A 23,810-nucleotide genomic window follows, 5' to 3' on the forward strand; every position below is an offset into this window, starting at 1 on the left:
GGCGGGCGCGGCGCGGCATCTAAAACCAGTTGACCGCGTAAGCCGGGTTATGGTCAAATCATTACTCTGCGCACTACTGGGGATGCTGAGCACCCTGGCTATCCAAGCTCAGACCGAAACCGCTGCATCTAAAGCCACCCCTGCTACCTCAGCAGCGCCCACGGCACCGCCCGCTACGCCGAAGCCAGCCTCGCCCCGGCAGCTGTTCCCCGGCTTGTTCGAGGCGGTGCAGCTGGGCCGCGTTTTCCCCGACAACAAGACCTTTGTGGACGCCGCGCCCCGGCAAGCGCCGGCCACCATTCTGGCCGCGTGGCGGCGCGAGAAAAACCGGCCGGGCTTCCAGCTGAAAGCCTTCGTGACGGCGCATTTCGACTTGCCGGCCGAGGGTGCGATGCCGTTTCAAACCGATGTGCAGGCCGGTCTGCGCCACCACCTCGACACGCTGTGGGCGGTGCTGGCCCGGCCCGCCGCTCCGGCCGTGGACGCGGCCGATTCGCTGGCCGCGTTTCGCTCGCTGCTGCCGCTGCCCCGGCCGTATCTGGTGCCGGGCGGGCGGTTTCGGGAGGTGTATTATTGGGACTCGTACTTCACGATGCTGGGCCTGGCTGAGGCCGGCAAAGGGCCGCTGCTGAAGGACATTACCGACAACTTTGCCTTCCTCATTGGCCGCTACGGCTTCGTGCCAAACGGCAACCGCAGCTACTACCTCACCCGCTCGCAGCCGCCATTTTTTGCCAACATGGTGCAGCTGCTGGCCCGCGAGCGCGGCAACGGCGAGCTGCTGCGCTACCGCCCGGCCCTCGAAGCCGAGTACCGCTACTGGATGCAGGGCGCCGAAACCCTGAAGCCCGGCACCGCCGTCCGTCGCGCGGTGCGCCTGCCCAGCGGTGCCCTCCTCAACCGCTACTGGGACGACAGCGACCAGCCCCGCGAAGAGTCCTACGCCGAGGACGTGGCCGCCGCCAAGCTGAGCAAGCAGCCGCCCGCGCAGTTTTACCGGAATGTGCGGGCCGCCGCCGCGTCGGGCTGGGATTTCAGCAGCCGCTGGTTTGGGGCCGGGGGCGGGCTGGGCAGCATTCAAACCACCGATTTGGTGCCCGTGGATTTGAATTGCTTGCTTTATAATCTCGAAATGACCCTGGCCGAAGCCGCCCGCGTGGCCGGCCAGGCGGCGCAGGCCCGCACCTATGCCACCAAGGCGACCCAACGCAAAACCGCCCTGCTGGCTCTTTGCTGGGACCCCAAAGCCGGCTGGTTTCAGGACTACAACTGGCGGCGCCGCCAACGCGCCGGGGTGCGGACGCTGGCGGGCGTGTTTCCGCTCGCGTTTGGGCTGGCTACCGCGCCGCAGGCCAGCCGCGTGGCGGCGGGGCTGAAAGCTAATTTCCTGAAACCGGGCGGGCTGGTGAGCACGCTGGCCACCACCCGGCAGCAGTGGGACGCGCCCAACGGCTGGGCCCCGCTGCAGTACCTGGCCATCGAGGGCCTGACGCGCTACCAGCAAACTGCCCTGGCTGACACCGTGGCGCGCCGCTGGGTGCGGCTGAACAGCCGCGTATTCACGCAAACCGGCAAGCTGCTGGAGAAGTACGACGTGGTGAACGTGAACCGCCCCGCCGGTGGCGGCGAGTACCCGCTGCAGGACGGTTTCGGGTGGACCAACGGGGTGCTGCTGAAGCTGCTGAACCGGGAGAAGCGGTAGCGGAAAGGACAGGAGGGTAAAAAAAACGTCATGTCGAGCGCAGCCGAGACATCTCGCGTGCCGAAGTAATCAAAACCGATTCAACGATTGAGTTACTACCACACGCGAGATGTCTCGACTGCGCTCGACATGACGTTCTTTCATTATCCACCTAACCAGCCCAGCTCTAAAAAATATTTCGCCCCGCCCCAGCAGCCTTTTTCGGGAGTAACTTGTCTGCCGGGCAGCACCCGGCCGGGCTGCGCTGCTTTCCCGATGTAATGCCCCTTTCTACGGAGCTGGACGACCTGCTTGCCCGTTGTGGCCGCCACGAGCCGGCGGCCCAGCGCGCTCTGTATGCCCGCTACGCCAGCCGCATGCTGGGCGTGGCGCGCCGCTACGTGCGCTCGGTGGCCGAGGCCGAGGACATTCTGCAGGATGCTTTCGTGAAGATTTTTACGCGGCTGCAGGACTTCCGGGCCGACGGCTCTTTTGAGGGCTGGGTGCGCCGCATTGTGGTGACGACGGCCCTCAACCACTGGCAGAGCGGGCAGCACCGCCGCCAGCAAATCCTGCTCGACGACGCGCCTGAACCACTTTCGGCCGATGCCGACGCCTTCGACCGCCTAGGCGTGGCCGAAGTGCTGGCTTTGATGGAAAAGCTGCCCGATGGCTGCCGCCTCGTCCTCAACCTCTACGCCGTGGACGGCTACACCCACGGCGAAATCGCGGAATTGCTGGGCATTCAGGAGAGCACCTCCAAAGCCCAGCTCAGTAAGGCCCGCAAACAACTTACCCGACTGCACCAGCAGCAGTCCAGCTATTTGAGATTATGATGCCCGAACCGGAAGAAAACCGCCTCGACCAGACCCTGCGCGATAAATTTGAAGATTTCAGCCTGGAGCCCTCCGCGCCGGTGTGGGCCGGCATTGAGCAGCGCATTGGCGCGCCCAGCCCCGCGCCGGGCGGGCGGCGGCGGCCGCTACCCTTGCCTCTGCTGGTGGGGCTGGTGGCCCTGCTGAGCGGGCTGGCCGGCTGGCTGCTGCCGCACGGCGCGGCCCCAGCGGCGTCAGTTGCTACTTTGCAGACAGTCGCTTCGCCAGGCTCCTTGGCCACTTCGGTGGCAGCTCAGCGGGCGCTACGAAGCGAAAAAAACCATGCCTCGGCTGGCACTTTCGGCCGTCGGGGTTTGGCCCTACCAGCCACAGCTGCCACGCACTTGCTGGGCACTGCGCCTGCTACGGCGGCGGCTAATTTCGGCGCCTCAACCGGCAACGTCCGTCCGGCCTCTTCAGTCCCTGGCCGGGCACACCAAGCCCACGGCATTGGTCTTCCCGTCGCCGTTGCTGGTGCGATAACGGGTAAGCCAAAGCCCGTTATTCTCCCGGCTGTTTCGCCCTATGATGCTGCTGTAACCCGCGAAACGACTGCTCAGGTACCGGCCGCGACGCTCGCGCCAACGACCCCTGCTGCCGATGCTACTCCGGTCACTCTGCGGCCGTTGGCCGAGCTGGAACGGCAGGTGCTGGTGCAGTTGCCCAGTATTGCCACCCTGCAGCCGGGAACGCCCCCCACCGGCAGCCGCCCGGCACTGCTGGCAGGCCTGCGCGCCGAACGCGCCGAGCTGCTACGCCTGCAGCGCCACACCGACAGCCTGCTGCTGTCACTCGGCGACCTGCCCGGCGCCCCGCTGATGGCGGCCGCCCTGCCCCCGGCTACTCCGGCCGATACCACCCGCCCGCGCCCGCTGAAGCACCGCTGGAGCCTGCTGCTGGCCAGTGCGCCCGAGCAGAACACCCTCACCCTGCAAGGGCCCGAAGGCGATAGCCTCACGGCCCTGCGCCGCAACCACGAAACTGGCCGCGCCGGCTTCAATGCCGCGCTGCTGGCCGAGTACCGCCTCTCGCCGCGCCTGAGCGTGGGTGCCGGCGTAGGCTACAGTACCTACGGCGCCGACCTGCGCATTACCAACAAAACCACCGACGTGAGCGTGACCTACAACACGACAACGACGACGACCACTAACGCCTATACCAGCGCCCACCAGACGTACTCCGTTCGCATTATTCAGATTCCGCAGCCCTCGCCGGTGTTCAACGCCAGCGGGCAGGTCATTCGCTACGACACGGTGTATGTGCCGCGGCAGGACACCGTGCGCACCACCACCGTGCAGCACGACACCGTGCGCACCACCAGCCACGTCACCACGCCGCTCATCAGCAAGAAGGAAACGCTGACCACGAAGCTGTTGCAGCCCAATTACCGCTTCTTCACGGTGCCCGTGCTGCTGCGCTACCGGCTGGCCGCGCCCGGTACCAGCCGCCTGTGGACCGACGTGGCCGTGGGTGCCCAGCTGCAGTTCTTCCTGGGCGGCACGCAGGTGGTCACTTCTGACGGCGAGAACTTCCGCACCGAGAAAATAACCGCTGGCAGCGGCCCCTTCCGCGTCCTCAACGTGGGCCTGACGGGCTCCCTGGCTCTGAACTACGCCCTCACCAACCGCCTCAGCCTGAGCGTGGCGCCCAGCCTGCGCTGGCAGGCGCTTTCGCTGTACAAGCCCGAAACGGGGCTGCGGCAGCAGCCCACGGCCACGGGGCTCATGTTTGGGGTGCGGTTTCAGCTGTAAATAATTATTTGTAGAAAACCAGCAGCCTTTTCCCGGGGTGGCTGGTCTGCCTTTTTGAAACGCGGTGCCGCGCTCCGGCCGGAGCGGCATTGGCGGTTTTTTTTGCGCGCGGCCACGCTTTTGGCCCATTCACCACCGCTACTACTTTCTGAGCTGATGAAAATACTACGCCATTGCTACCTGCTGGTAGCGCTTCTGTTTGCGGCCGGCCTGGGGTCGGTGCGGGCACAATCCATTGCCTGGACCCGGCTGGCCCAAACGGATATTGACACGATGAGAGTTGGGAATAGCAGCCTTTCGGCTACTGACGCCGGTGGCAATACCTACGTCTACAAGACAGCATATCATTACACATTGAATTTGGGAAGCTACACCCTGCATAGCCCTTCCTACTATTTCGCGTCTGCGCTGATTAAATACGACTCCACGGGCACGGTAATCTGGGCAAAAAATCTATCCGGCATCAGTGTATCGAGTATGGCCGCCGATAAGCGCAACGGCGGGATATACTTGAACATTGGCGGCTCAAATGGTTCAACATGGGACGGTGCCGCTTTTCCCTACCAAAACCAGACAGGGTACGCCAAATGCTCGCCTGCGGGGGTATTGCAATGGTTTCGTGCCGTTAGCTTCACGAATAGCTCTATAGAGAATGTGCAAACGGACCTCAACGGCGATGCTTACTTCACCGGCTTACTTGACCTAGGCAATTCTTTGAACGGGATTACGGTGACCGATATATCAAATTTCGTCTTTAAAGTAAACAGCGCCGGCGCTGTGCTATGGACGAAAACCTTTCATGTCAATTCTATCCCCAGGTCTTCGCCAGGGCTTAGCCGGTTTGCTGCCAAGCCCTTTGGCGGATTCCTAATCAGTTTTTCCTTATCAACTGTCCAGACGACCACCCTGTACTTAAACCAGGGCACGGCCACTCCCCTCATCACGGCCACGCCGCAAGATAATGTGGTGATAAACAGCTTTGACGCGGCCGGTAACCCGCAGTGGAGCATACTAGCCGGCAATCCGAACGCCAACATCACGGACATGGCCACCGATACGCTAGGCAATTTCTACATCACCGGCGGCAGCCAGCGCAGCGTCCGGTTGGGCACCACCACGGTCGGGCTGGGTTTTTTTCTGGCCAAATACACGGGCGCGGGCCAACTGCTTTGGGCCCGGGGCGAACAGCAAACGGCGGGCGTCACCAGCAGCAATAACTACGCGGTGGGCTGGTCGTTGAACCCCACCAATGACGGCGTCACCCTGTTGGTTCAGCTCACTGCGCCGCTCTATCGCTCTTCCATGCTGGATTCCCTCGTGGTTAGCTCAGAAGACAATATCGTACACTACAGCCCATTGGGGGTTCCGCAATGGCTCCTAACGACATCTACCCCCCCTGGTAGTTCGGGCGCGTCGTACACCGGGTTTTATGCATTCTCTGACCTGCACACCGATGCCCGGGGCAACCTGTACGGCACCGGCCGGATAGACACCGCGCCCCGACTGCCCGGGGTGCTCGGCAACCCCGTGGTACTGTTTGGCCCGCACACCACAGTGGGCAGCGGCAACGTCACGTTCCGCATCAATGCGCAGGCGAATACCTTGCGGGGCCTGGTTTATTTTGACCAGAACAGCAACGGGCGGCAGGATGTGGGCGAAAACAGCTTTCCGCGCTCCGTGACCGGGGTGCTCACCCAAGGCAGCGCCACCAGCTACACCGCCGTGGCTTCCGATGGCCAGTTGCAAACATTCGCCACGCCGGGCGCCTACACCCTGAGCCTCGCCGCCTTGCCGCACTACACGGTTTCCCAACCCGGCAGCGGGCGTTACACCGGCACCTTTAGCGGCCGCAACCAGTTGGTGGTCAACCAAACTTTTGGCTTGGCCCCGGTGGCCAACCAGCCCGATTTGCGGGCCACCCTCACGCCCTACACGTCGGCCCGGCCCGGCTTCGTGACGCACTACCGCCTGACGCTGGAAAACGTGGGCACCACCACCCTGCCGAGCGGCACGGCCACCCTGGTGCTCGACAGCCGCATGACCTACATCAGCAGCACGCCCAGCGCTGCCCGCACCGGCCAAACCCTGACGTGGACCTACGCCAGCCTGGCCCCGTTCGGGCGCAATGAGTACGACGTGCTGTTCAGCCTGCCCACCAACGCCACGCCCGGCGCGGTGCTGAACACTGCCGCTAGCGCCCCGGTGACCGGCGATGTAGCGCCCACCGACAACGCGGCCACCCTAGCCCAAACCGTGGTGTCTTCCTACGACCCCAACAGCATTGAGGTGAGCTACGAGCGCCTCACCCCGGCCCAGGTGGCCGCCCAGCAGCCACTCGACTACACCATTCATTTCCAGAACCTGGGCACGGCCTCCGCCGTCAACGTGCTGCTGAGCGACACGCTGGATTTCCGCAAGCTGAACCCGGCCACGCTCATGCTGATAGCGCAGTCGCACAACTGCATCTGGAGCCTCACCAGCCTCAAGCCCAATACCGGGCTGCTCACGGTGCGCTTTCTGAACATCAACCTACCGGAACGCAATCTGGATGTGATTCGCTCGCAGGGTTTCGTGCGATTCCGGGTGCAGCCACGTACCACGCTGGCCGTGGGCGACATCGTGCCCAACACCGCCGGCATTGTGTTCGACTACAACGCACCGGTCATCACTAACACGGCCACCACCACGGTGATGCTGACCTCGGCCACGCTGGCCAACCACACGGCCGCCGCCTGGAACGCCTACCCCAACCCGGCCACCGACGCCGTGACCATCGCGGCCGACCTCAAGGCCGCCGGCCCCGTGCGGCTGGACCTGCTCGATGCCCTGGGCCGCACCGTGCGCCAGCAAACGCTCACGGCCCCGGCCGGCCCGCTGCGCCAGACGCTGGATTTGCGTGGCCTTGCGCCCGGCTTCTACGTACTACGCCTAACGCCGCCCACCGGCCCGGCCAGCAGCCAACAGCTGGTGCGCGAGTAACTGTCTACCCCAGTTTTTTTTAAGGCTACAAAGCCGGGTCGCTAGTGGAGCGGCCCGGCTTTTTGCGTTTCGGGGGCAAGGGGTTGGTCGAGGCGGGCCGGCGGCTGGTCTGCAAAGTGGGGGGCTTGGTCGGCGTGGCGGGCCGAAGTGGTTTGCCGGGCGGGAGGCGGATGTGTGGTTTGGCACGGTTTTGTAATGTATCCTGTCATCGGCCACCACGCCGGGCGAGTTGCCCGCACCAATGGAAGAGCCGGTTTCTTTCACCTCCCAAACCTCTTCTGGTTATGAAATTTTCACGCCTTTCGGGCGGCCTGGCCGCGGCTTGCCTTTTGATTTCTGCCTTCGCCGGCTCAGCCTCGGCCCAGGGTGCCCGCGACGCCTACGGCAACCCCAAAGCGGCGCCTTCGCCCCGCCCCATGGGCAGCACCAGCCGCCGCGCCCCCAGCTACAGCAAGCCTTCGTATTCGAACTCCAACTCCAGCAGTTCCGGCGCCAATTCCAGCGTGCGCTTCGGCTTCCGCGGTGGCCTGAACGTAGCTGATTTGCAGGGTGATGCCGTGCAAAGCTTCACCACCTTGGCCGGCTACGCCCCCGACGGCGCCATCGGCAAGTCGATGCGCCCCGGCTTCTACGCCGGCATCTACGCCACGCTGCCGCTGGGCCCCAGCTTCGCCATCGAGCCGGGCATCACCTACTCCGAAAAAGGCGCGGTGCTCACCGGCACGCTGCCCTTCCCGGCCCTTGATTTCCTGAACGCGAAAGTGACCGGCACGGCCCGCCTGGCCTACGTCGATGTGCCGGTGCTGGCCAAGGTGTTCGTCACGCCCGGCTTCTACCTCTACGCTGGCCCGCAGGCCTCCTTCCTGGTGAGCGGCAAGGCGCGAGTGGATGCCAGCGTGCTCGGTTTCTCGGCCTACAAGCAGGACTTCGACGTCTCGAACCAGCTCCGCAAAGTTGATTTCGCCGCCGTGGCCGGCCTCGGCTACCAGTTCGACAACGGCCTCGGCATCAGCGCTGGCTACGACTACGGCCTCACCTCGCTCGACGCCGGCAACCGCTTCCAGGCCTACAACCGCGTGGCCAAAGTTGGCCTGAACTACTCCTTCTAACTAACGCGGACTAGCCGCCATCCTATTCCACTTATTCCTTCCGGTTTATTGCCCGGGTAAGCATCCGAAATATGTTATACAAAAGGCCCCGCTGGTAGCTCAGCGGGGCCTTTCTGGTTTGTAGCGTGGACTCTGCGAGTCCGCGCATGGTTGGCGCCATTCGAGCGAAACGCGGACTCGCAGAGTCCACGCTACGCCTACCTTTTTCCCACCGCACCGCTGCCGCTCAGGCCCTCGGCCAGACGCACGAGGCGCACCAACTCGGCGCGGTAGCCGTCGGCATCGGTGCCGCGGGCGTTGTTGGCCAGCTGCTCGGTGGCAGCCCAGGTGGCGGTGCCGCGCTGCTCGCTTTGGCGCAGCAACATGCCGAACTGCGCCACGGCGGCGGCAAAGCGGAAGTCGGGCGTGGCTTTTTCGATGCTGGCCGGAGTGCCGGTCAACGCCTGTGAGAGCAGCTTGCTAGTGCTGCCCTGCGGCTCTTTGTAGCGCAGCTTCACCGTCAGCACGTCGTTGGTGATGAACTGCTGCAAGGTAGCCGTAGTGGTTTTAGTGGGCTGGTATTTGAGGTCGTCAACTAGTGGCTGCGAAGCACCCACGGGCACGATTTCGTAGAGGGCCGTCACGGTGTGGCCGGCGCCCAGTTCGCCGGCGTCTTTGCGGTCGTTGTTGAAGTCTTCGGCTTCGAGCATGCGGTTTTCGTAGCCCACGAGGCGGTAGTTGGCCACGCGGGCGGGGTTGAATTCGACTTGCAGCTTCACGTCCTTGGCCACGGTGAAGAGCGTGCCGCCGAACTGCGCCACCAGCACCCGGCCGGCCTCGTCGAGGTTGTCGAGGTAGGCGTAGTTGCCGTTGCCTTTGTCGGCCAGGGTTTCCATGCGGCTGTCGCGCAGGTTGCCGCGCCCGCAGCCCAGCACCGTCAGAAACACGCCGCTTTCGCGCTGCTCCACAATGAGCTGCTCCATGGCGGCATCGGAGCTTTCGCCCACGTTAAAATCGCCATCCGTGGCCAGAATCACGCGGTTGTTACCTTCTTTGTTGAAGCTCTGCCGGGCCGTGGAGTAGGCCAGGCGCAGCCCCGCGCCGCCGGCCGTGGAGCCGCCCGCCTGCAGCCGGTCGATGGCATCGAGGATGACCTGCGGCTGCGAGCCGGACGTGGGCGGCAGCACCAGGCCGGCTGCCCCGGCATACACCACCAGGGCCACGTGGTCCTGGGGCCGCAGTTGTTTCACCAGCAGCTTCAGGCCGGCCCGCACCAAGGGCAGGCGGTCGGCCCCGTACATCGAGCCCGAGACATCGACTAGGAACACGAGGTTGGCGGGCGGCAGCTTGGCGGTTTCGATTTTCTTGGCCTGAATGCCGATGCGGGCCAGCTGGTGCGCGGGGTTCCAGGGGCACACGGCCAGCTCGGTGCTGATGCGGACGGGGTCGGGCGAGGTGGCGGCCGGGGCGGGGTAGTCGTAGCGGAAGTAGTTCAGCATTTCCTCCACCCGCACGGCGTCGCGCGGGGGCAGCTGGCCTTCGTTGAGGAAGCGGCGCACGTTGCTGTAAGAGGCGTTGTCCACATCGAGTGCGAAGGTGCTGAGCGGGTCTTTTTTGACTTCGAAAAACTTGTTTTCCGGCGTGTGGGCGTAGGTGTCGCCGGCCCCGGCTTCGGGCTGGGCGGGCATGATGGGCATGGCGGGCGCGCTGTTGGGCCACATCCGCGCCGTGTAGGCCACATCGGCCGCGTCCTGCGCCATTTTCATCTTGCGCTTGGACGCGGCGGCGGGCGCCGCGCTGCGTTCGGCCTTGTTTTCAATGCCATAAGCCGCTACCGACACTTCGTTCAGCTGTTTAATTTCCGAAAACAGCGCCACGTTTATCACCCGCGCGCCGCCGACTTGGCGCTCTACCTTTTTATAGCCCAGGGCGGTGAAAACCAGCGTGGCACTGGCGGCATTGAGCACCCAGAGCGAGTAGCGGCCATCGTGTTCGGTGGCGGCGCCCTGCTGGGTGCCTTTGATGAGCACCGTGACGCCGGGCAGGCCCTGTTTGGTGCGCGCATCCAACACGATGCCCGTGAGGGTGCGGTGGCGGATGGTATCGGCGGGTTCGGGGGCGGCGGTGGGCGCGGGGCTTTTCGCCTTTTTCTGGGCGAGGGCGGGACTCAGCGGGGCCAGCAGGCTCAGGAGCAGCGGTAGCAGCAACAGGTTTCTCATGGCGGCAAGGGGGTTTGGTGAAACGTGCTGACTTGATGCGGGCGGCTGACGGATTGCACACGGGAGGTTGGGAGAATTTCGGGCGGCGCGTCCGGCAGAACCTCACCCCCAACCCCGGTTCGCTTAATGCGCGAAGCCAAAAGAGAGGGTACCCTGACGAGTTCGTAGCGTGGACTCTGCGAGTCCGCGCCTGGGCGAACGACCTACCGCGCCTAACCATGCGCGGACTCGCAGAGTCCACGCTACAATCCGTGCATCTCCGTGCCCCCTCTTTTTTGGCTTCGCGCATTAAGCGAACCGGGGTCAGGGGGTGAGGTTCCCGGCCGCGCAGCAAGGCACTCCCCGCCCCCAAATCCCCCACATTTGCCCTAACTTCCGCCTCCAATGTTCTTCCGCCGCGCCAAACCGTCCGCTGCTGCCGCCCCGCTCTCCGACCAGGAGCTGCTGGCCCGCTACCGCGCGCACGGCGACGTGGCCGACCTCGGCCAGCTCTACGACCGGTATCTGCCCGAAGCCTTTGCCGTGTGCCGCCGCTACCTGGCCCCGCCCGACGAAGACGCCCAGGATGCCACCATGCAGCTGTTTGAGCACCTGGTGAAGGTGCTGCGCACCCACGCGCCCGACAACTTTCCGGCCTGGCTGCACACCACCGCCCGCAACCACTGCCTCATGCAGCTGCGCGCCCGCAAGCGCGCCGGCCCCAGCGCCGGACCACTTATTGTTACCCTGCCCGACGCCACCGATGTGGAAACTGCCGGGGCCCGGCATCTGCAAGGCGAGGACGCCGCCGCCGAGGACGCGGAGGAAACCGAAAACCGCCTGCAAAGCATGGAGGCGGCCCTAGCCCAGCTACCCCCGGCCCAGCGCCGCTGCCTCGAATTGTTTTACCTCGAAAAGAAAAGCTACCGCGAAATCACCCTCGAAACCGGTCTCGAACTGAACCTGGTACGCAGCCATTTGCAAAACGGCAAACGCATGCTGCGCCGCCAGCTGGAGCCGCTCGCGCCGGCCCGGCCCACCGCTCCGCCCCCACTTTCTGCCCCCAACAACAACCCGCTCCATGTCGCCCGCTGATTCGCCTTTTGCCCAGCTGCCCGCCCCCGGCCCGCACCCGGCCACGGCGGAGCTGCGCGCCTACGCGGCCGGCCAACTGGCACCGGCCGACGAGCACCGCATCGAGGCCCACACCCTCGACTGCGAGCGCTGCGCCGAGTTGGTAGAAGGCTTCGCGATGAGCGACGGCCCCACCACTGACCGCGCCGTGGCCGAGTTGCGCACCCGCCTGCAAGCCCGCCTGGGCCAGGCCGAACCCGAGCCCGCCGCCGGCTGGGCCTGGCCGCGCATTGCGGCGGCGGCGGCGCTGCTGGCCGTGGTCGGCACTGGTATCTGGGGCTGGGAGCAGTACGAAACGGCCGCGCCCGCTACCACCGCGCGGGTCGAAACAGCTTCCGAGCCGGCAGTACCCGCCACCATAGCTTCGAAACCGGCCGCCCCGGTGGCTTCTTCAGCTACCGGGCCGTCTTCTGTAGCTTCCGCCTCCCAAGCCACTAAAACTGCCGACCAAGCCGCCTACGCCGCCGTATCATCAGCGGCCGTTAGCCGCGCCGACGCCAGACGCGCAACCGCCAGGGCGCGCTTTGTGCCGCCCACGGCCGCGCAGGTTGCGGCCCTGGAGCAGGCCGAGGATGCCAAAGCCGCGAATGCCGTAGCCATGGCCGCCCCGCCCCCAGCCGCCCCCGCAGCCAGCGCAGCCCAAGCCACTCAGGCCGCAGCCGTTTCGGACGATAAGTCCCGGGAACCGGAGCTGGCCCGCGCCGACTTCGCGCCGGCTGCCAAAAGCGAAAGCGCCCCGCCCAGCCGCCCAGCCACCGACTCGATGCTCTCCCTCAGCGAAGTGACCGTGGCCGCCCCCGCAGCGAAAAAGATGAAAGCCCTGATGCCCGCCGCCGCGCCCGCCATGGTGCCCAACACGCCCATGCCGGCGGGTTTCGCCATCAAGCCGGCGCCGGTGGGCGGCACCCCCAGCTTCCGCGACTACCTGCGCCGCGAGGCTTCACAGTTTGAGCCCGAAAAGGAGGCGCGCATCAGCGGCCTGGTGCGCGTGCAGTTCACCGTGGGCGCCGACGGTCAGCTGAGCAACCTGAAAGTAACCCGCGGCATGCGCGCCGACTACGACGAAGAAGCCCTGCGCCTGGTGTGCGACGGCCCCAAGTGGCAGCCCGGCATCGCCGGCGGCCGCCGCGCCCCGCTCGTCATGGAATTCACGGTGCCGTTTTAATGTAGCGTGGACTCTGCGAGTCCGCGCATGGGCGAATTCGTTCGATGCGCGGACTCGCAGAGTCCACGCTACAGCTCGGCGCCCGGCTTCACGGTGCCGGCGTCTACTGCTTTCAGGAAGGTGAGCAGGCCTTTGAAGTAGGTTTGCTGGTCGTCGTACATGCTCAAGTGGCTGCCTTGGGGGCAGATGAGGGCGTTGCCGCGCTGCACTTTTTGGGCAATCATGCGCATGTGGGCGGGGTCCATGGTGTCGTACTTGCCGCCGATGCTGAGCACGGGCACGCTGAGCTTGGGCAGGTCGGGCACGCGGTTCCAGTTCACCAGCTTGCCGGAGGCGCCAAACTCGCTGGGGCCCTGCATGGTGACGTAGAGCGAATGGTTTTGCTTGCTGAAGGAGCGGGCAGCGGGCTCGGGCAGCTGCGGCAGGCGGCACAAGTGCTCGGCATAAAAGTTGGGCTCCAGCAAAGCCATATAGCGCGGATTGTCGAAATCTTTCTTTGCTTCAATCTGCCGGATTTCGGCCAGTACTTCCGGCTTGAGCTGCGGGGCCAGCACCTCGTCGGCATACTTGTTATAAGCCGGAATGCTCATCATCATATTCGAAATGATGAGGCCCTTGAGGTTTTGCTGGTACTTGAAGGCGTACTCGGCCGCCAGAATACCGCCCCAGCTGTGGCCCAGCAGGTAGAAATTGGTGTTGTCGAGCTTCAGGGCTTGGCGCACCTGCTCCACCTCCTCCACGTAGCGCGGCAGGCTCCACATGGCGGTGTCTTTGGGATTGTCGGAATTGCCGCAGCCCAACTGGTCGTAGTAAATGAATTCGATGCCTTCCTTGGGCAGAAAATTCTCGAAGCACTCGAAATACTCGTGCGTAGCGCCCGGCCCGCCATTGAGCAGCAGCACCTTGATTTTGGGGTTGTTGCCGAACTGCTTGGTCCAGACCTTGAACTTACCCTTGGGCGTGCTGATGGGAATGACGCGCACGTTGCCGTCCTGCACACCGGTTTCGGGGTTTTCAAAGTAGCTGGCCAGCGTGCCCGAAGCGGCGGCCTCTTTGGTTTCGGAAGTAACGCCGGGCTGGTTGCAGTTGGTCAGGTACGTGGCGCCGAGGGCCAGCGCGGCCAGCCGGGAGAGGGTAAAAAGTTTCATTAAAGGGGAGAGGCTGAGTAGAATTTTAAAGAAAAATCAAATTACACCGGTCATGCTGAGCGCAGTCGAAGCATCTCTACCTCAATACCAATTAATTACTTGCGCGGTAGAGATGCTTCGACTGCGCTCAGCATGACGTTCTTTTAATTCAGCATGACCGTTCTGGATTTTGCAGCCGAACCTGCCGCTTACTGCGCCGGCCCGGGCGCGGCGACGGCCGCCGCCCGGCTCACCTGCGCCGAAAACCGCTCCACGGCCGCGGCGGTGCGCTTTATCTGCTCGTCGGCTTCGGCCCACTTGCGCTCCTCCACGGCCTCGCGGATGCCGGGCAGGGTTTTCACGCCGTAGCCGGTGTAGAAACCGGGAGCGTAAATCTGGTGGCGGTACCAAGGGCGCCGGGGGAGGCCCTCGGTGCTCAGCAGCAGCTGCTCAGCCTGGTAGAGGAGCTGGTCGAGCTCTTTTTGGCGGCCGGCAGGCAGGGTGGAGTTGGCTTTGCGGGCCTGGGCGTAGGCCTGGGCGCTTTGCTCCAGCTTGAGCAGGGCGTTGTCGAGCGGGGCGAAATTGAGGTAGGGCACGGCCTCCTTTGCCTTGGGCGGAAGCAGGGTTTTGGTGGGGTCGGCCACGGCTTCGTAGCGGTTTTCGGTCAGCAGCTTGGCTTGCTTGTCGGTTTCGGTGCGCATAGTTTCGGCCAGCTGCTTCACCTCGGTGCCATATTTGGCCACGGTGTTGGAGAAGTTCTGAAACTCGAAAGGCAGCACGTCGGCATCGGCCAGGCGCAGCACGCAGCGGCCCATAGTTTGGGCCAGGGCCACGCCGTAGGCAAATGTGGGGTCTTTGAAGCGGGTGAAGTCGTCGAACGAATCGAAAATCGAGTGGTACTCGCCGCCCTGACCCTCGCCGCCAAAGCCCACGTTCATCGATGGCACGCCCAAATGCTGGATGTAGGGCGAATAATCAGACCCCGCGCCCAGCGCCCCAATGCGCAGGTCGGGCCGGTCGCGGGCATCCTTCTGGGCGTCGGGGCTGCCCTCCACCAAGTCATAAGCCCGGCGGCGCTCGATGATGGACATCCCGGCCTTCTCCGGGTCGGGCACGTCGCGGCCCACCTGGTTGAAGAACTTCTCCAGCGTGTGCGAGCCCGACACGCCCAAGAAGCCCCGGTCGCTGTTGTCGGTGTTCAAATACGCTACCACATGCTCCTGAATGGCCTTGGCGTTGGTTTCGGCCCACTCCGTCGAGCCCAGCAGGCCGGGCTCCTCGCCGTCCCAGGCGCAAAACATGATGGTGCGCTTCGGGCGCCAGCCGGTTTTCACCAACTCGCCCAGGGCGCGGGCCTCTTCCAGCTCGGCTACCATGCCGCTGAGCGGGTCGCTGGCGCCGTTCACCCAGGCGTCGTGGTGGTTGCCGCGCATTATCCACTCATCAGCCAAAGTGCTGCCTTTCAGGGTGGCGATGACGTTGTAAATCGGTTCGGTTTTCCAGTTGAAGGCCAGCTGCAGATGCACTTTGGCCGGCCCGGGCCCGAGGTGGTAGGGGATGGGCAGCGCCCCGCGCCAGTCGGCCGGCGCCATGGGGCCGGCCAGGGCGGCCAGCAGCGGCTGCGCGTCGCCGTAGGAGATGGGCAGACACGGAATCTGGGTGAGCGTGGTGGCCTTGCTGAGGTCGAGGCGCTTGGCGTTTTTGGTCGAGCCGTAGCCGGGCGTCAGCGGGTCGCCGGGGAAGGTGGGCATGTCCATTACCGAGCCGCGCTGGGCGCCGGTTTCGGGCTTGAAGGGGCCTTTGGGGTACACGTCGCCCTGGGCGTAGCCGTCGTCTTTGGGGTCGGAGTAAATCAGGCAGCCAATGGCGCCCTTCTCGGCTGCCACCTTGGGCTTGATGCCGCGCCACGAACCACCGTATTTCGCAATCACGATTTTGCCTTTTACGTCGATGCCGCGGCGCTCCAGCTCCTCGTAGTCCTTCGGCACGCCGTAGTTCACAAACACCAGCTCGGCCGTCACGTCGCCGTCTTTCGAGAAGGCGTTGTAGGTGGGCAATTGCTCGGCCGTCTGGCCCGAAGTGGCGTCCTCGGCCACCGGCTTTTCGGCCAGGCCGGCCACGTAGCGCGTGGGCGCCACCAGCTCCAGCGCGCGCAGCTTGGGCGTCGGAAACAGCACGTACGACACGTCGATGCGGGTTTCGTAGCCCCAGCTTTTGAACAGCGCGGCCATAAATTCGGCGTTGTCCTTGTCGTAGGGTGAGCCCACGTGGTGCGGGTGGGCGGCCATGCGCTTCATCCACTGGCGCAGGTTGTCGGCCTTGAGCTGGGCATCGAACTGCTTTTCGAGCTGGAGCTCGGTGGCGGCGCTGGCGGGCTCGAAGCCCAGCAGCGGCCTGGTTTCGGGCGGCGCGGTTTGGGCGCGGGCGGTAGCGGTGGCCAGCAGCGCGGCGACCAGCAAGTAGGAGTAGCGTTTCAGCATATGTTCTATTGAAAAGCAGGAGCCCGGGCGCTGCTTTTCAGCTCCTAAGCCCGCACAAGGTAGCACCGTCCCGCCACCCGGCCGCGCATAAAAAAGGCCGCCCGAAGGCGGCCTTTTTTATGCTTGGAGAGCATCCGGACTAACCGCTGTAGCCGCCACCGCTCTCAGGCTCGGTGGCACTGCCGCCGGGCTTGGTGGGGGTGGGCAGGTCGGTTTCGGTGGCTACTTCAATGTCGCTGTAGTCGGGGGTGCCGTCGCCCTGCACGGGGACGGGCGGCTCGTGAGAAGGGTCGGGGGTGGGAGTGGGCTGGTTCATAAATTCAAACAAGTTGGGTTGCTTAGGTGTACGGCATTGCGCGGCGCATGGCTGCCGCGCGCCGGTCGGGGCCGGCCGGGCTGCGTACTTTTGCGCGTGGCCGCCACCGCATTGGCCGCTTATTCACTTCTCCATCAATCCACCAACCCCGCATGGATTTCCGCACCGAAAAGGACACCATGGGCACTGTGCAGGTGCCCGCCACCGCCTACTGGGGCGCCCAAACGCAGCGTTCCATCGAGAATTTCCCCATTGCGCAGGACATCAACAAGATGCCCAAGGAAATTATCGCCGCCTTCGCCTACCTCAAGAAAGCCGCCGCCCTCACCAACCGCGACGCCGGCATTCTGCCCGCCGAAAAGGCCGACCTAATTGGCAAGGTGTGCGACGAAATCCTGGCCGGGAAGCTGGCCGATTCGTTTCCGCTGGTGGTGTGGCAAACGGGCTCGGGCACGCAGTCCAACATGAACGTGAACGAGGTGATTGCCTACCGCGGCCACGTGCTGCAGGGCGGTAAGCTCACCGACGAGAAGAAGGTGCTGGCCCCTAACGACGACGTGAACAAGAGCCAGAGCTCGAACGACACGTTCCCGACGGCCATGCACATCGCGGCCTACAAAATCCTGGTCGAAACCACTATCCCTGGCATCGAGAAGCTGCGCGACGCACTGAAAGCCAAGTCGAAAGACTTCATGCACATCGTCAAAATCGGCCGCACCCACTTCATGGACGCCACGCCGCTCACGCTGGGCCAGGAGTTTTCGGGCTATGTGTCGCAGCTCGACCACGGCCTACGCGCCATCAACAACACGCTGGCCCACCTGAGCGAGCTGGCCCTGGGCGGCACCGCCGTGGGCACGGGCATCAACACGCCCAAAGGCTACTCCGAGAACGTGGCCAAGCACATTGCCGACCTCACCAAGCTGCCCTTCATCACGGCCGAAAACAAGTTTGAGGCCCTAGCCGCCCACGACGCCATCGTGGAAGCCCACGGCGCCCTCAAAACCGTGGCCGTGAGCTTGATGAAAATTGCCAACGACATCCGCATGCTCAGCTCGGGCCCGCGCGCCGGCATCGGCGAAATCGACATTCCCGACAACGAGCCCGGCTCCAGCATCATGCCCGGCAAGGTGAACCCCACCCAGTGCGAAGCCATGACCATGGTGGCAGCCCAGGTGATGGGCAACGACGTAGCCATCACCGTGGGCGGCTCGATGGGCCACTTCGAGCTGAACGTGTTCAAGCCGGTGATGATTTACAATTTCCTGCACTCGGCCCGCCTCATCGGCGACGTGTGCGTGAGCTTCACCGACAAGTGCGCCGTGGGCATCGAGCCCATCAAGGCCAACATCAAGAAGCACGTCGACAGCAGCCTGATGCTCGTGACAGCCCTCAATCCGCACATTGGCTACTACAAAGCCGCCGAAATTGCCCAAACGGCCCACAAAAACGGCTCCACGCTGAAGGAAACCGCCCTCAAGCTGGGCTACGTGACCGAGGCCGAGTTCGACGAGTGGCTGAAGCCCGGCGAAATGGTGGGCGAAATCAAGTAGCTATCAGAACGAGTACCCCGAAGCTCTGCTTCGGCTCGTTGAACGATGCGGACGCGAGCCGGAGCGGAGCTTCGGGGTACAGGTTCAACATCCGTAAGGAAAAGAAGTCCCGGCCGCTAAGCCGGGACTTCTTTTTTGCGACAACGGGGCTGCTTGCTTGGAATTAAGCTTCGCGTATCAATATTGAAGGCAGTTTCGTTTTCATCCAACCTTTCTGATGGCTTCTGCCCCTGCCTTTGCCGCTGAGGCCCGCGCGATGCTGGCCGACTGGCTCAGTAGCACTCCTTTTCTGCCGACAGCCGAAATAGCCGATTTTGTGGCGTGCTGGACCCGGGAGCTACGGGTGCCGCGCCATGGATTTCTGATTGCGCCGGGCCAGACCGAGCAGTACCTGTACTTCGCGCATCACGGCGCGCTGCGCATTTTTTACCCTACGACCAGCGAGGAAATCTGCGTGGGCTTTGTGCACGCGGGCAATATGGTATGCGCGTTTCCGTCCTTCGCCCTGGGCCAGCCTTCGGAATACGCCATTCAGGCGCTGCGGGCCAGCGGGCTGATTGCCATTGCCCGCCACGATTTTCAGGCCTGTGTGGACCGCAGCCCCGGCCTGGCCAAGCTGTGGCGGCACGAGTTGGAAAAAACACTCGTGGGCCGGATGGAGCACGAAATCGACCTGCTTCTGCCCGAGCCGGCCCAGCGCCTGGCGCGGCTGCGGCAGCGCAGCCCCCACATTTTCCAGTCGGTACCGAAGAAGTACCTAGCCTCTTACCTGCGCATGACGCCGGAAACGCTGAGCCGCCTGCGGTAAATCTTGATTTCAATCAAGAGGCCGGAAAGCGGTGGGCCGGACCTTTGGCAAAAATTCCAACGCCATGAATCCCACTGCCTTTCTGACCGAGCTGGACCGCGCCGTCCGCCAGCTTGTGGCCACCGTGCAAACCGAACTGGAGCCCCTGGCGCCAGCCCAGCTCAACCAGCAGCCCGCCCCAAATGCCTGGAGCGCGCTCGAGTGCCTGGAGCACCTGAACCGCTACAGCCGCTACTACAACCCACGTTTCGCGCAGGCGTTGGCCCGGCCCGACACTTCAACCAATGGGGACGTGCGCTACAGCTGGGCAGGGCGCAAATTCCTCGACATGATGGCCCCCACCAATACCAGGAAAGTCAAGACCTTCAACTACATGAACCCCGGCGGCAGCCAGCTCGGCCGCGAAGTGGTGGCCGAGTTTTGCGCGCACCAGCAGCAATTGCTGGCACTACTGGCCCAGGCCCGCCGCGCCGACCTCAACCGCAAAGCCGTGCCCGTAGAGTTCCTCCGGCTGCTGAAAATGCGGCTGGGCGAAACGTTTGAGTTGCAGGTGCTGCACGAGCAGCGCCACGTGCAGCAGGCCCTCCGGGCCGTGGGCGGCGCCCCGGCTTCGGTAGCGGCCGCCTCAGTGCCTGATGGAGCGGCGGCCTAAGACCTGGCCGAAAACCGGTCTTTGTTGCGCGGCCTGGGTAAGCTAAAAGAGGGACCCGCCTTCCAGCGAAGCGTGGGCTTTTCTTTTTTCCCAGCATCTTTGCCGCCCTTATGGATTTCTCCGCTCCCATCGTGCTCGAAAACAGCCGCGCCCGCCTGCGCCCGCTGGAAATTGGCGATTTTGAAGCCCTCAAAGCCGTGGCTTTCGATGCCGACCTTTGGAAATACACCCTCACGCGGGGCGACGACGCGGTGAGCCTGGCCGCCTACATTCGTCAGGCCCTGGAGGCGCGGGCGCAAGGGCTGCGCTACCCCTTCGCCATCATCGACCGCGAAACCGGGCGGCTGGCGGGCTCCACCAGCTACTACAACGTGGTGCCCGCTGACCAGCGCCTGAGCATCGGCTACACTTGGGTGGGCACCGAATTCCAGCGCTCGGGCCTGAACCGGGCCTGCAAGCACTTGCTGCTGTGCCACGCCTTCGGGCAGCTGGGCTACGAGCGGGTAGAGTTGGAAACGGATTCGCGCAACCACAAGTCGCGCACGGCCATGGCCCGCATGGGCGCCACCGAGGAAGGCACCTTGCGCAGCCACCGCCCCACGCAGGGCGGCATCCGGCGCGACACGGTGATATTCAGCGTTATCCGACCCGATTGGTCGGAGCTGCGCCAAACCACTTTCCAGCAGTACGAAGCCCGTGGCTGAGCCCAAAGTCCCTGACCGGCTGCGGCCGCCCGAGGGCCTGTGGCGCCGGCGCGTGGCCAGCTTCGGCCACGCCTTTCGGGGCGTGTGGTCGGCGCTGGGCTCGGAGGTGCATTTGCGCTTCCATGCCTTTGCCACGGTAGTCGTTATCGGGCTGGGGTTTTACTACGGCATTTCGCGACTGGAATGGGCGCTGGTGGCCATTTCAGTGGCCTGCGTGTGGTCGGCTGAGCTGATGAATACGGCTATTGAGGCGCTGACTGATTTGGCCTCGCCTGAGTACCACATACTGGCTGGCAAGGCCAAGGACGTGGCTGCTGGGGCCGTGCTGCTGGCCGCATTCGGGGCGGTGGTGGTGGGCGCGCTGGTGTTTGGGCCGCACCTGCTGGGGCAATAACCAACGCCCCGACCTGAACCATTGCCCGCGCGCGGCGTAACCATAGCGGTTTGGCCACTGTTCGCGTCAGCCTTTACTTCCATCCGAGCCCATGCGCCTGATTTCCTTTGCTGCTTTGTTGTTGCTGACCACGGCCTGCGCCCACCAGCAGGTAAGCGTGACTAACCCCACCACGCCGCCCGAAAACGGCCAGGTGAGCGGCCCTGCTACGCCCGCGCCCACCAGCGCCAATACCGTGGACGCCGTGCCGGCCCGCGTGGCCGAGTCCGACACCACGGCCCGCCCGCCGTGGCTGAAGGCCCGCATTGCCGAGGTGCTGGCCGAGCGCAAGCGCAACCCCATCACCCGCATCCTGCGCTACGACTACGAGGGCCAGAAGGTGTATTACATCTCAGCGCCCTGCTGCGACCAGTACTCCAACGTGTACGACACCCGCGGCAAGCTCATCTGCCAGCCCGACGGTGGCATCACGGGCAAGGGCGACGGCAAATGCCCGGATTTTGAAAAGCGTAAATCCAACGAAAAACTGGTCTGGCAAGACCCGCGATAGCGGAGTGCTGGGTTTTGGGTGTAAAATATTGAGGTGTTTTAACAAGGCCTTTTTCAACTCAAAACTCAACATTCAGCACTCAACATTATTAAGATGAATACTTTAGAAAAACTCGGCGCCTTCAACGTGTGGGCCAACGTTACCGTCCTCGACCGCCTCGACGAAATTGCCGCTACCGGCCAGGAAATTCCGGCCGTGGTGCTGCGCCTCTTTAGCCACGTGCTCAATGCCCAAACCATCTGGATTTCGCGCATCAATGGCGTGCCCAGCCCCGTGAAAGTATGGCAGGAGCACGATTTGGCCACCATTCACCGCCTGCACGAGCAGTCGTCGGAGCCGCTGCACCAGTTGATGGTGCACGCCGACGAAACCGAGCTGCAACGCCTGATTTACTACACCAACTCGCTGGGCAATAGCTACGACAGCATGGTGCACGACATCCTGACCCACGCCGTGGTGCACGCCAGTTACCACCGTGCCCAGGTGGCTACCCGCCTGCGCGACCACGGTTTCGAGCCCGTCAATTCCGATTTCATCACCTACTGCCGCGAACTGAGCGCGGCGGCCCAGCACGCAGTGCCCAGCTTATAGCACGTACCGGCGAATTATTTGACTTTCTTGAAAACCCTTCCGGCCCCGGGAGGGTTTTTTAGCTCCATCCATCCGCCAACTCCTTGTTTGCCATGACCGAACTATTGGCTTCCGCCGCGCCGGTGCTATCCGCTGAGCGGCTCAATCAAGCATATTCCTACGCCGGCTACCGTCAGCTCCTCGACGAGCTGATGGCCCGGAACCAGACCACCGGCCCCAACCAATCGGAGCAGCTCGTGCAATACGCCCGCCTGAACATCAAGCGTATGCAGCGCCTCGACAAAACCGTCACGCTACTACCCGAGCTGCAAAAAGCCCTCAACCAGTTGGACCAGGGCTACGAGTGGCTGGTGATAACCGAAGGTTGGTGCGGCGACGCCGCCCAGCTTGTGCCCGTGCTCGAAGCCGTGGCGCGCGCCAGCCAAGGCAAAATCAGCACGCGCTACGTGCTGCGCGACGAGAACCCCGACCTCATGGACCGCTACCTCACCAACGGCAGCCGCGCCATTCCCAAGCTGGTGGTGCTGTGCACCGACACCCTAAAGGAAAAAGCTACCTGGGGCCCGCGCCCGGCCCCGGCCCAGGAGTTATTTATGCGCCTTAAGCAGGCCGAAGTGCCTTATCAGGAGTTCGTGACTGAGCTGCACAGCTGGTACGCCAAAGACCACACGCTCAGCACGCAGCGCGAACTGCTGGCTCTCCTGCACAGCCTTTAGCCCAATGGAGGAGCGGGGCCTGCCTCCGCCCGGCTATTCGCGCCGTTCTAACCAAAGTACTTAACGACTGGGCGAAGGCAGGCCCCACCCCTCCATCGTTCTTTTAAACAAAAGCCCCAGCCTCTAATGAGGCTGGGGCTTTTTACGACACAGGGGTTTCTCAGCCCCCTTAGTTCAGCGCAGTGGTGCCGAGGTCGGTCACGTTGTCGTTGGTTACCACTATGCCGGTGCGGGTCACCACACGGTAAGCAGGCTGCCCGGCCGGGGCCGTGGTGCTCGGAAAAAACTGCACCTGATAGGTACCGGCCGCTAGGCCATTGAGCTGGAACGCGCCCGAGGCATCGGCCCAGGTGCTCACCGTATCGGGGCCGAGGATGGTGGAGCGAATGGCCAGCACCTCCGGCAGGGCCGCCGCCGGATTCACGGTGCCGCGCAGGCCGGCGCGCAGGTCCTGGGCCACCACACGAATGACCGGCTTAAGCAGGTACCGCTCCTTTTTGTCTTTGTTGGGGTTCCAGTTGCCGCGCTCCACAATGGACCTGGCCACATCGAAGTCGAGCAGCAGCTGGAACGTCTGGCGCTGGCGCAGCGTCACTTTGTCGAGTTTCAGCTTCACGCCCGAGGTTTGGCCGCTGGGGGTTTTCAGGTCGTAGCGCTGGCCATCGGTGCCGATGACGTAGCTGTCGGGGCCCAGAATGAGGCGGACTTCCTTGAGGTCGCCGGGCGCAAATTCGTCGCTCACCAGCAGGGCCGAGCGGCCGTTCACATACTCCAGCACGTTGATGGCCTGGGGCGTGAAGCCCAGGGTTTTCCAGCCGTCGGGGTCGTTTTCTTCCTTGAGGTGTACTTCAATCTGGCGTACGTCCAGCACCACGCTGCGGAAGTTGCCGGGAGCGTCCATCAGCCGCACTTCCAGCTTGGAATCGGTGCCGGCATCGTCCGATTTGGAGCAGCCCGCCAAGCCCAGCAGGGCAACGGCGGCGAAGGGCAAAAAGCGCGTCATTTTCATAGAAATGGATAGTTTGGTTAATGTCGGGGCATGAAACGG

20 protein-coding genes are annotated in these 23,810 nt (G+C 63.9%); 15 read left to right on the top strand and 5 right to left on the bottom strand.

Features of this window, described 5'->3' with window-relative positions; genetic code table 11:
- Nucleotides 1–49: 49 nt before the first annotated feature.
- The 5 genes from treF to Q5H92_RS20905 all read left to right on the top strand — a co-directional run bounded on the left by treF (nt 50) and on the right by Q5H92_RS20905 (nt 8,395).
- Complete coding sequence (gene treF, locus Q5H92_RS20885; protein ID WP_305013500.1) at nt 50–1,702, top strand: alpha,alpha-trehalase TreF; 1,653 nt, start codon at nt 50–52, stop codon at nt 1,700–1,702.
- Nucleotides 1,703–1,962: 260 nt separating this feature from the next.
- Entirely contained in the window at nt 1,963–2,517 is a 555-nt protein-coding gene (locus Q5H92_RS20890) for an RNA polymerase sigma factor (RefSeq protein WP_305013502.1), read from the top strand.
- Nucleotides 2,514–4,307 carry a hypothetical protein gene (locus Q5H92_RS20895; protein WP_305013503.1) on the top strand — a complete coding sequence of 598 codons (1,794 nt, stop codon included), beginning with the start codon at nt 2,514–2,516 and terminating at the stop codon, nt 4,305–4,307. The genes Q5H92_RS20890 and Q5H92_RS20895 overlap by 4 nt, the downstream gene beginning before the upstream one ends.
- 966 nt (nt 4,308–5,273) lie before the next feature.
- Nucleotides 5,274–7,286 (top strand): DUF7619 domain-containing protein, encoded by a 2,013-nt coding sequence (locus Q5H92_RS20900; RefSeq protein ID WP_305013504.1) that lies wholly within the window; start codon nt 5,274–5,276, stop codon nt 7,284–7,286.
- Between the two features lie 284 nt (nt 7,287–7,570).
- Entirely contained in the window at nt 7,571–8,395 is an 825-nt protein-coding gene (locus Q5H92_RS20905) for a porin family protein (RefSeq protein ID WP_305013505.1), read from the top strand.
- Nucleotides 8,396–8,592: 197 nt separating this feature from the next.
- Here the strand turns inward: Q5H92_RS20905 and Q5H92_RS20910 are convergent, their stop codons facing one another.
- Entirely contained in the window at nt 8,593–10,593 is a 2,001-nt protein-coding gene (locus Q5H92_RS20910) for a vWA domain-containing protein (protein ID WP_305013506.1), read from the bottom strand.
- A 384-nt stretch (nt 10,594–10,977) separates the two neighbouring features.
- On the opposite strand from Q5H92_RS20910, the gene Q5H92_RS20915 reads away from it, so the two are divergent.
- Both Q5H92_RS20915 and Q5H92_RS20920 read left to right on the top strand, forming a co-directional pair.
- Entirely contained in the window at nt 10,978–11,667 is a 690-nt protein-coding gene (locus tag Q5H92_RS20915; protein WP_305013507.1) for an RNA polymerase sigma factor, read from the top strand.
- On the top strand, nt 11,654–12,871 hold the full coding sequence (locus Q5H92_RS20920; protein ID WP_305013508.1) for a TonB family protein: 1,218 nt from the start codon (nt 11,654–11,656) through the stop codon (nt 12,869–12,871). The genes Q5H92_RS20915 and Q5H92_RS20920 overlap by 14 nt, the downstream gene beginning before the upstream one ends.
- A gap of 68 nt (nt 12,872–12,939) precedes the next feature.
- Here Q5H92_RS20920 and Q5H92_RS20925 read toward each other — a convergent pair whose 3' ends face one another.
- The 3 genes from Q5H92_RS20925 to Q5H92_RS20935 form a co-directional block, all read right to left on the bottom strand.
- Complete coding sequence (locus tag Q5H92_RS20925; RefSeq protein ID WP_305013509.1) at nt 12,940–14,019, bottom strand: proline iminopeptidase-family hydrolase; 1,080 nt, start codon at nt 14,017–14,019, stop codon at nt 12,940–12,942.
- 188 nt (nt 14,020–14,207) lie between these two features.
- A complete protein-coding gene (locus tag Q5H92_RS20930) occupies nt 14,208–16,478 on the bottom strand; it encodes a M28 family metallopeptidase (RefSeq protein ID WP_305013510.1) in 2,271 nt (756 codons plus the stop codon).
- 139 nt (nt 16,479–16,617) lie between these two features.
- Nucleotides 16,618–16,794, bottom strand: a complete 177-nt coding sequence (locus Q5H92_RS20935; protein ID WP_305013511.1) for a hypothetical protein — start codon at nt 16,792–16,794, stop codon at nt 16,618–16,620.
- Between the two features lie 152 nt (nt 16,795–16,946).
- On the opposite strand from Q5H92_RS20935, the gene fumC reads away from it, so the two are divergent.
- From fumC to Q5H92_RS20975, 8 genes are all read left to right on the top strand, one after another.
- On the top strand, nt 16,947–18,347 hold the full coding sequence (gene fumC / locus Q5H92_RS20940; protein WP_305013512.1) for a class II fumarate hydratase: 1,401 nt from the start codon (nt 16,947–16,949) through the stop codon (nt 18,345–18,347).
- Between the two features lie 217 nt (nt 18,348–18,564).
- Nucleotides 18,565–19,155, top strand: coding sequence for a Crp/Fnr family transcriptional regulator (locus Q5H92_RS20945; RefSeq protein ID WP_305013513.1), 591 nt, complete (start codon nt 18,565–18,567; stop codon nt 19,153–19,155).
- 64 nt (nt 19,156–19,219) lie between these two features.
- Nucleotides 19,220–19,807 (top strand): DinB family protein, encoded by a 588-nt coding sequence (locus Q5H92_RS20950; protein ID WP_305013514.1) that lies wholly within the window; start codon nt 19,220–19,222, stop codon nt 19,805–19,807.
- A gap of 110 nt (nt 19,808–19,917) precedes the next feature.
- The gene (locus Q5H92_RS20955) at nt 19,918–20,511 is read left to right on the top strand and encodes a GNAT family N-acetyltransferase (RefSeq protein WP_305013515.1); all 594 of its coding nucleotides are present in this window, start codon (nt 19,918–19,920) and stop codon (nt 20,509–20,511) included.
- The gene (locus Q5H92_RS20960; protein ID WP_305013516.1) at nt 20,504–20,905 is read left to right on the top strand and encodes a diacylglycerol kinase family protein; all 402 of its coding nucleotides are present in this window, start codon (nt 20,504–20,506) and stop codon (nt 20,903–20,905) included. Before Q5H92_RS20955 ends, Q5H92_RS20960 begins: the two co-directional genes overlap by 8 nt.
- Before the next feature lie 91 nt (nt 20,906–20,996).
- Entirely contained in the window at nt 20,997–21,455 is a 459-nt protein-coding gene (locus Q5H92_RS20965; RefSeq protein WP_305013517.1) for a DUF6970 domain-containing protein, read from the top strand.
- Between the two features lie 93 nt (nt 21,456–21,548).
- Complete coding sequence (locus Q5H92_RS20970) at nt 21,549–22,046, top strand: DinB family protein (protein WP_305013518.1); 498 nt, start codon at nt 21,549–21,551, stop codon at nt 22,044–22,046.
- 92 nt (nt 22,047–22,138) lie between these two features.
- Entirely contained in the window at nt 22,139–22,762 is a 624-nt protein-coding gene (locus Q5H92_RS20975; protein WP_305013519.1) for a thioredoxin family protein, read from the top strand.
- A gap of 169 nt (nt 22,763–22,931) precedes the next feature.
- On the opposite strand, the gene Q5H92_RS20980 is transcribed toward Q5H92_RS20975, so the two are convergent.
- Nucleotides 22,932–23,765 carry a DUF4382 domain-containing protein gene (locus Q5H92_RS20980; protein ID WP_305013520.1) on the bottom strand — a complete coding sequence of 278 codons (834 nt, stop codon included), beginning with the start codon at nt 23,763–23,765 and terminating at the stop codon, nt 22,932–22,934.
- Nucleotides 23,766–23,810 lie beyond the last annotated feature (45 nt).

The sequence above is a fragment of the Hymenobacter mellowenesis genome (assembly GCF_030581005.1).
Lineage (GTDB): Bacteria > Bacteroidota > Bacteroidia > Cytophagales > Hymenobacteraceae > Hymenobacter > Hymenobacter mellowenesis.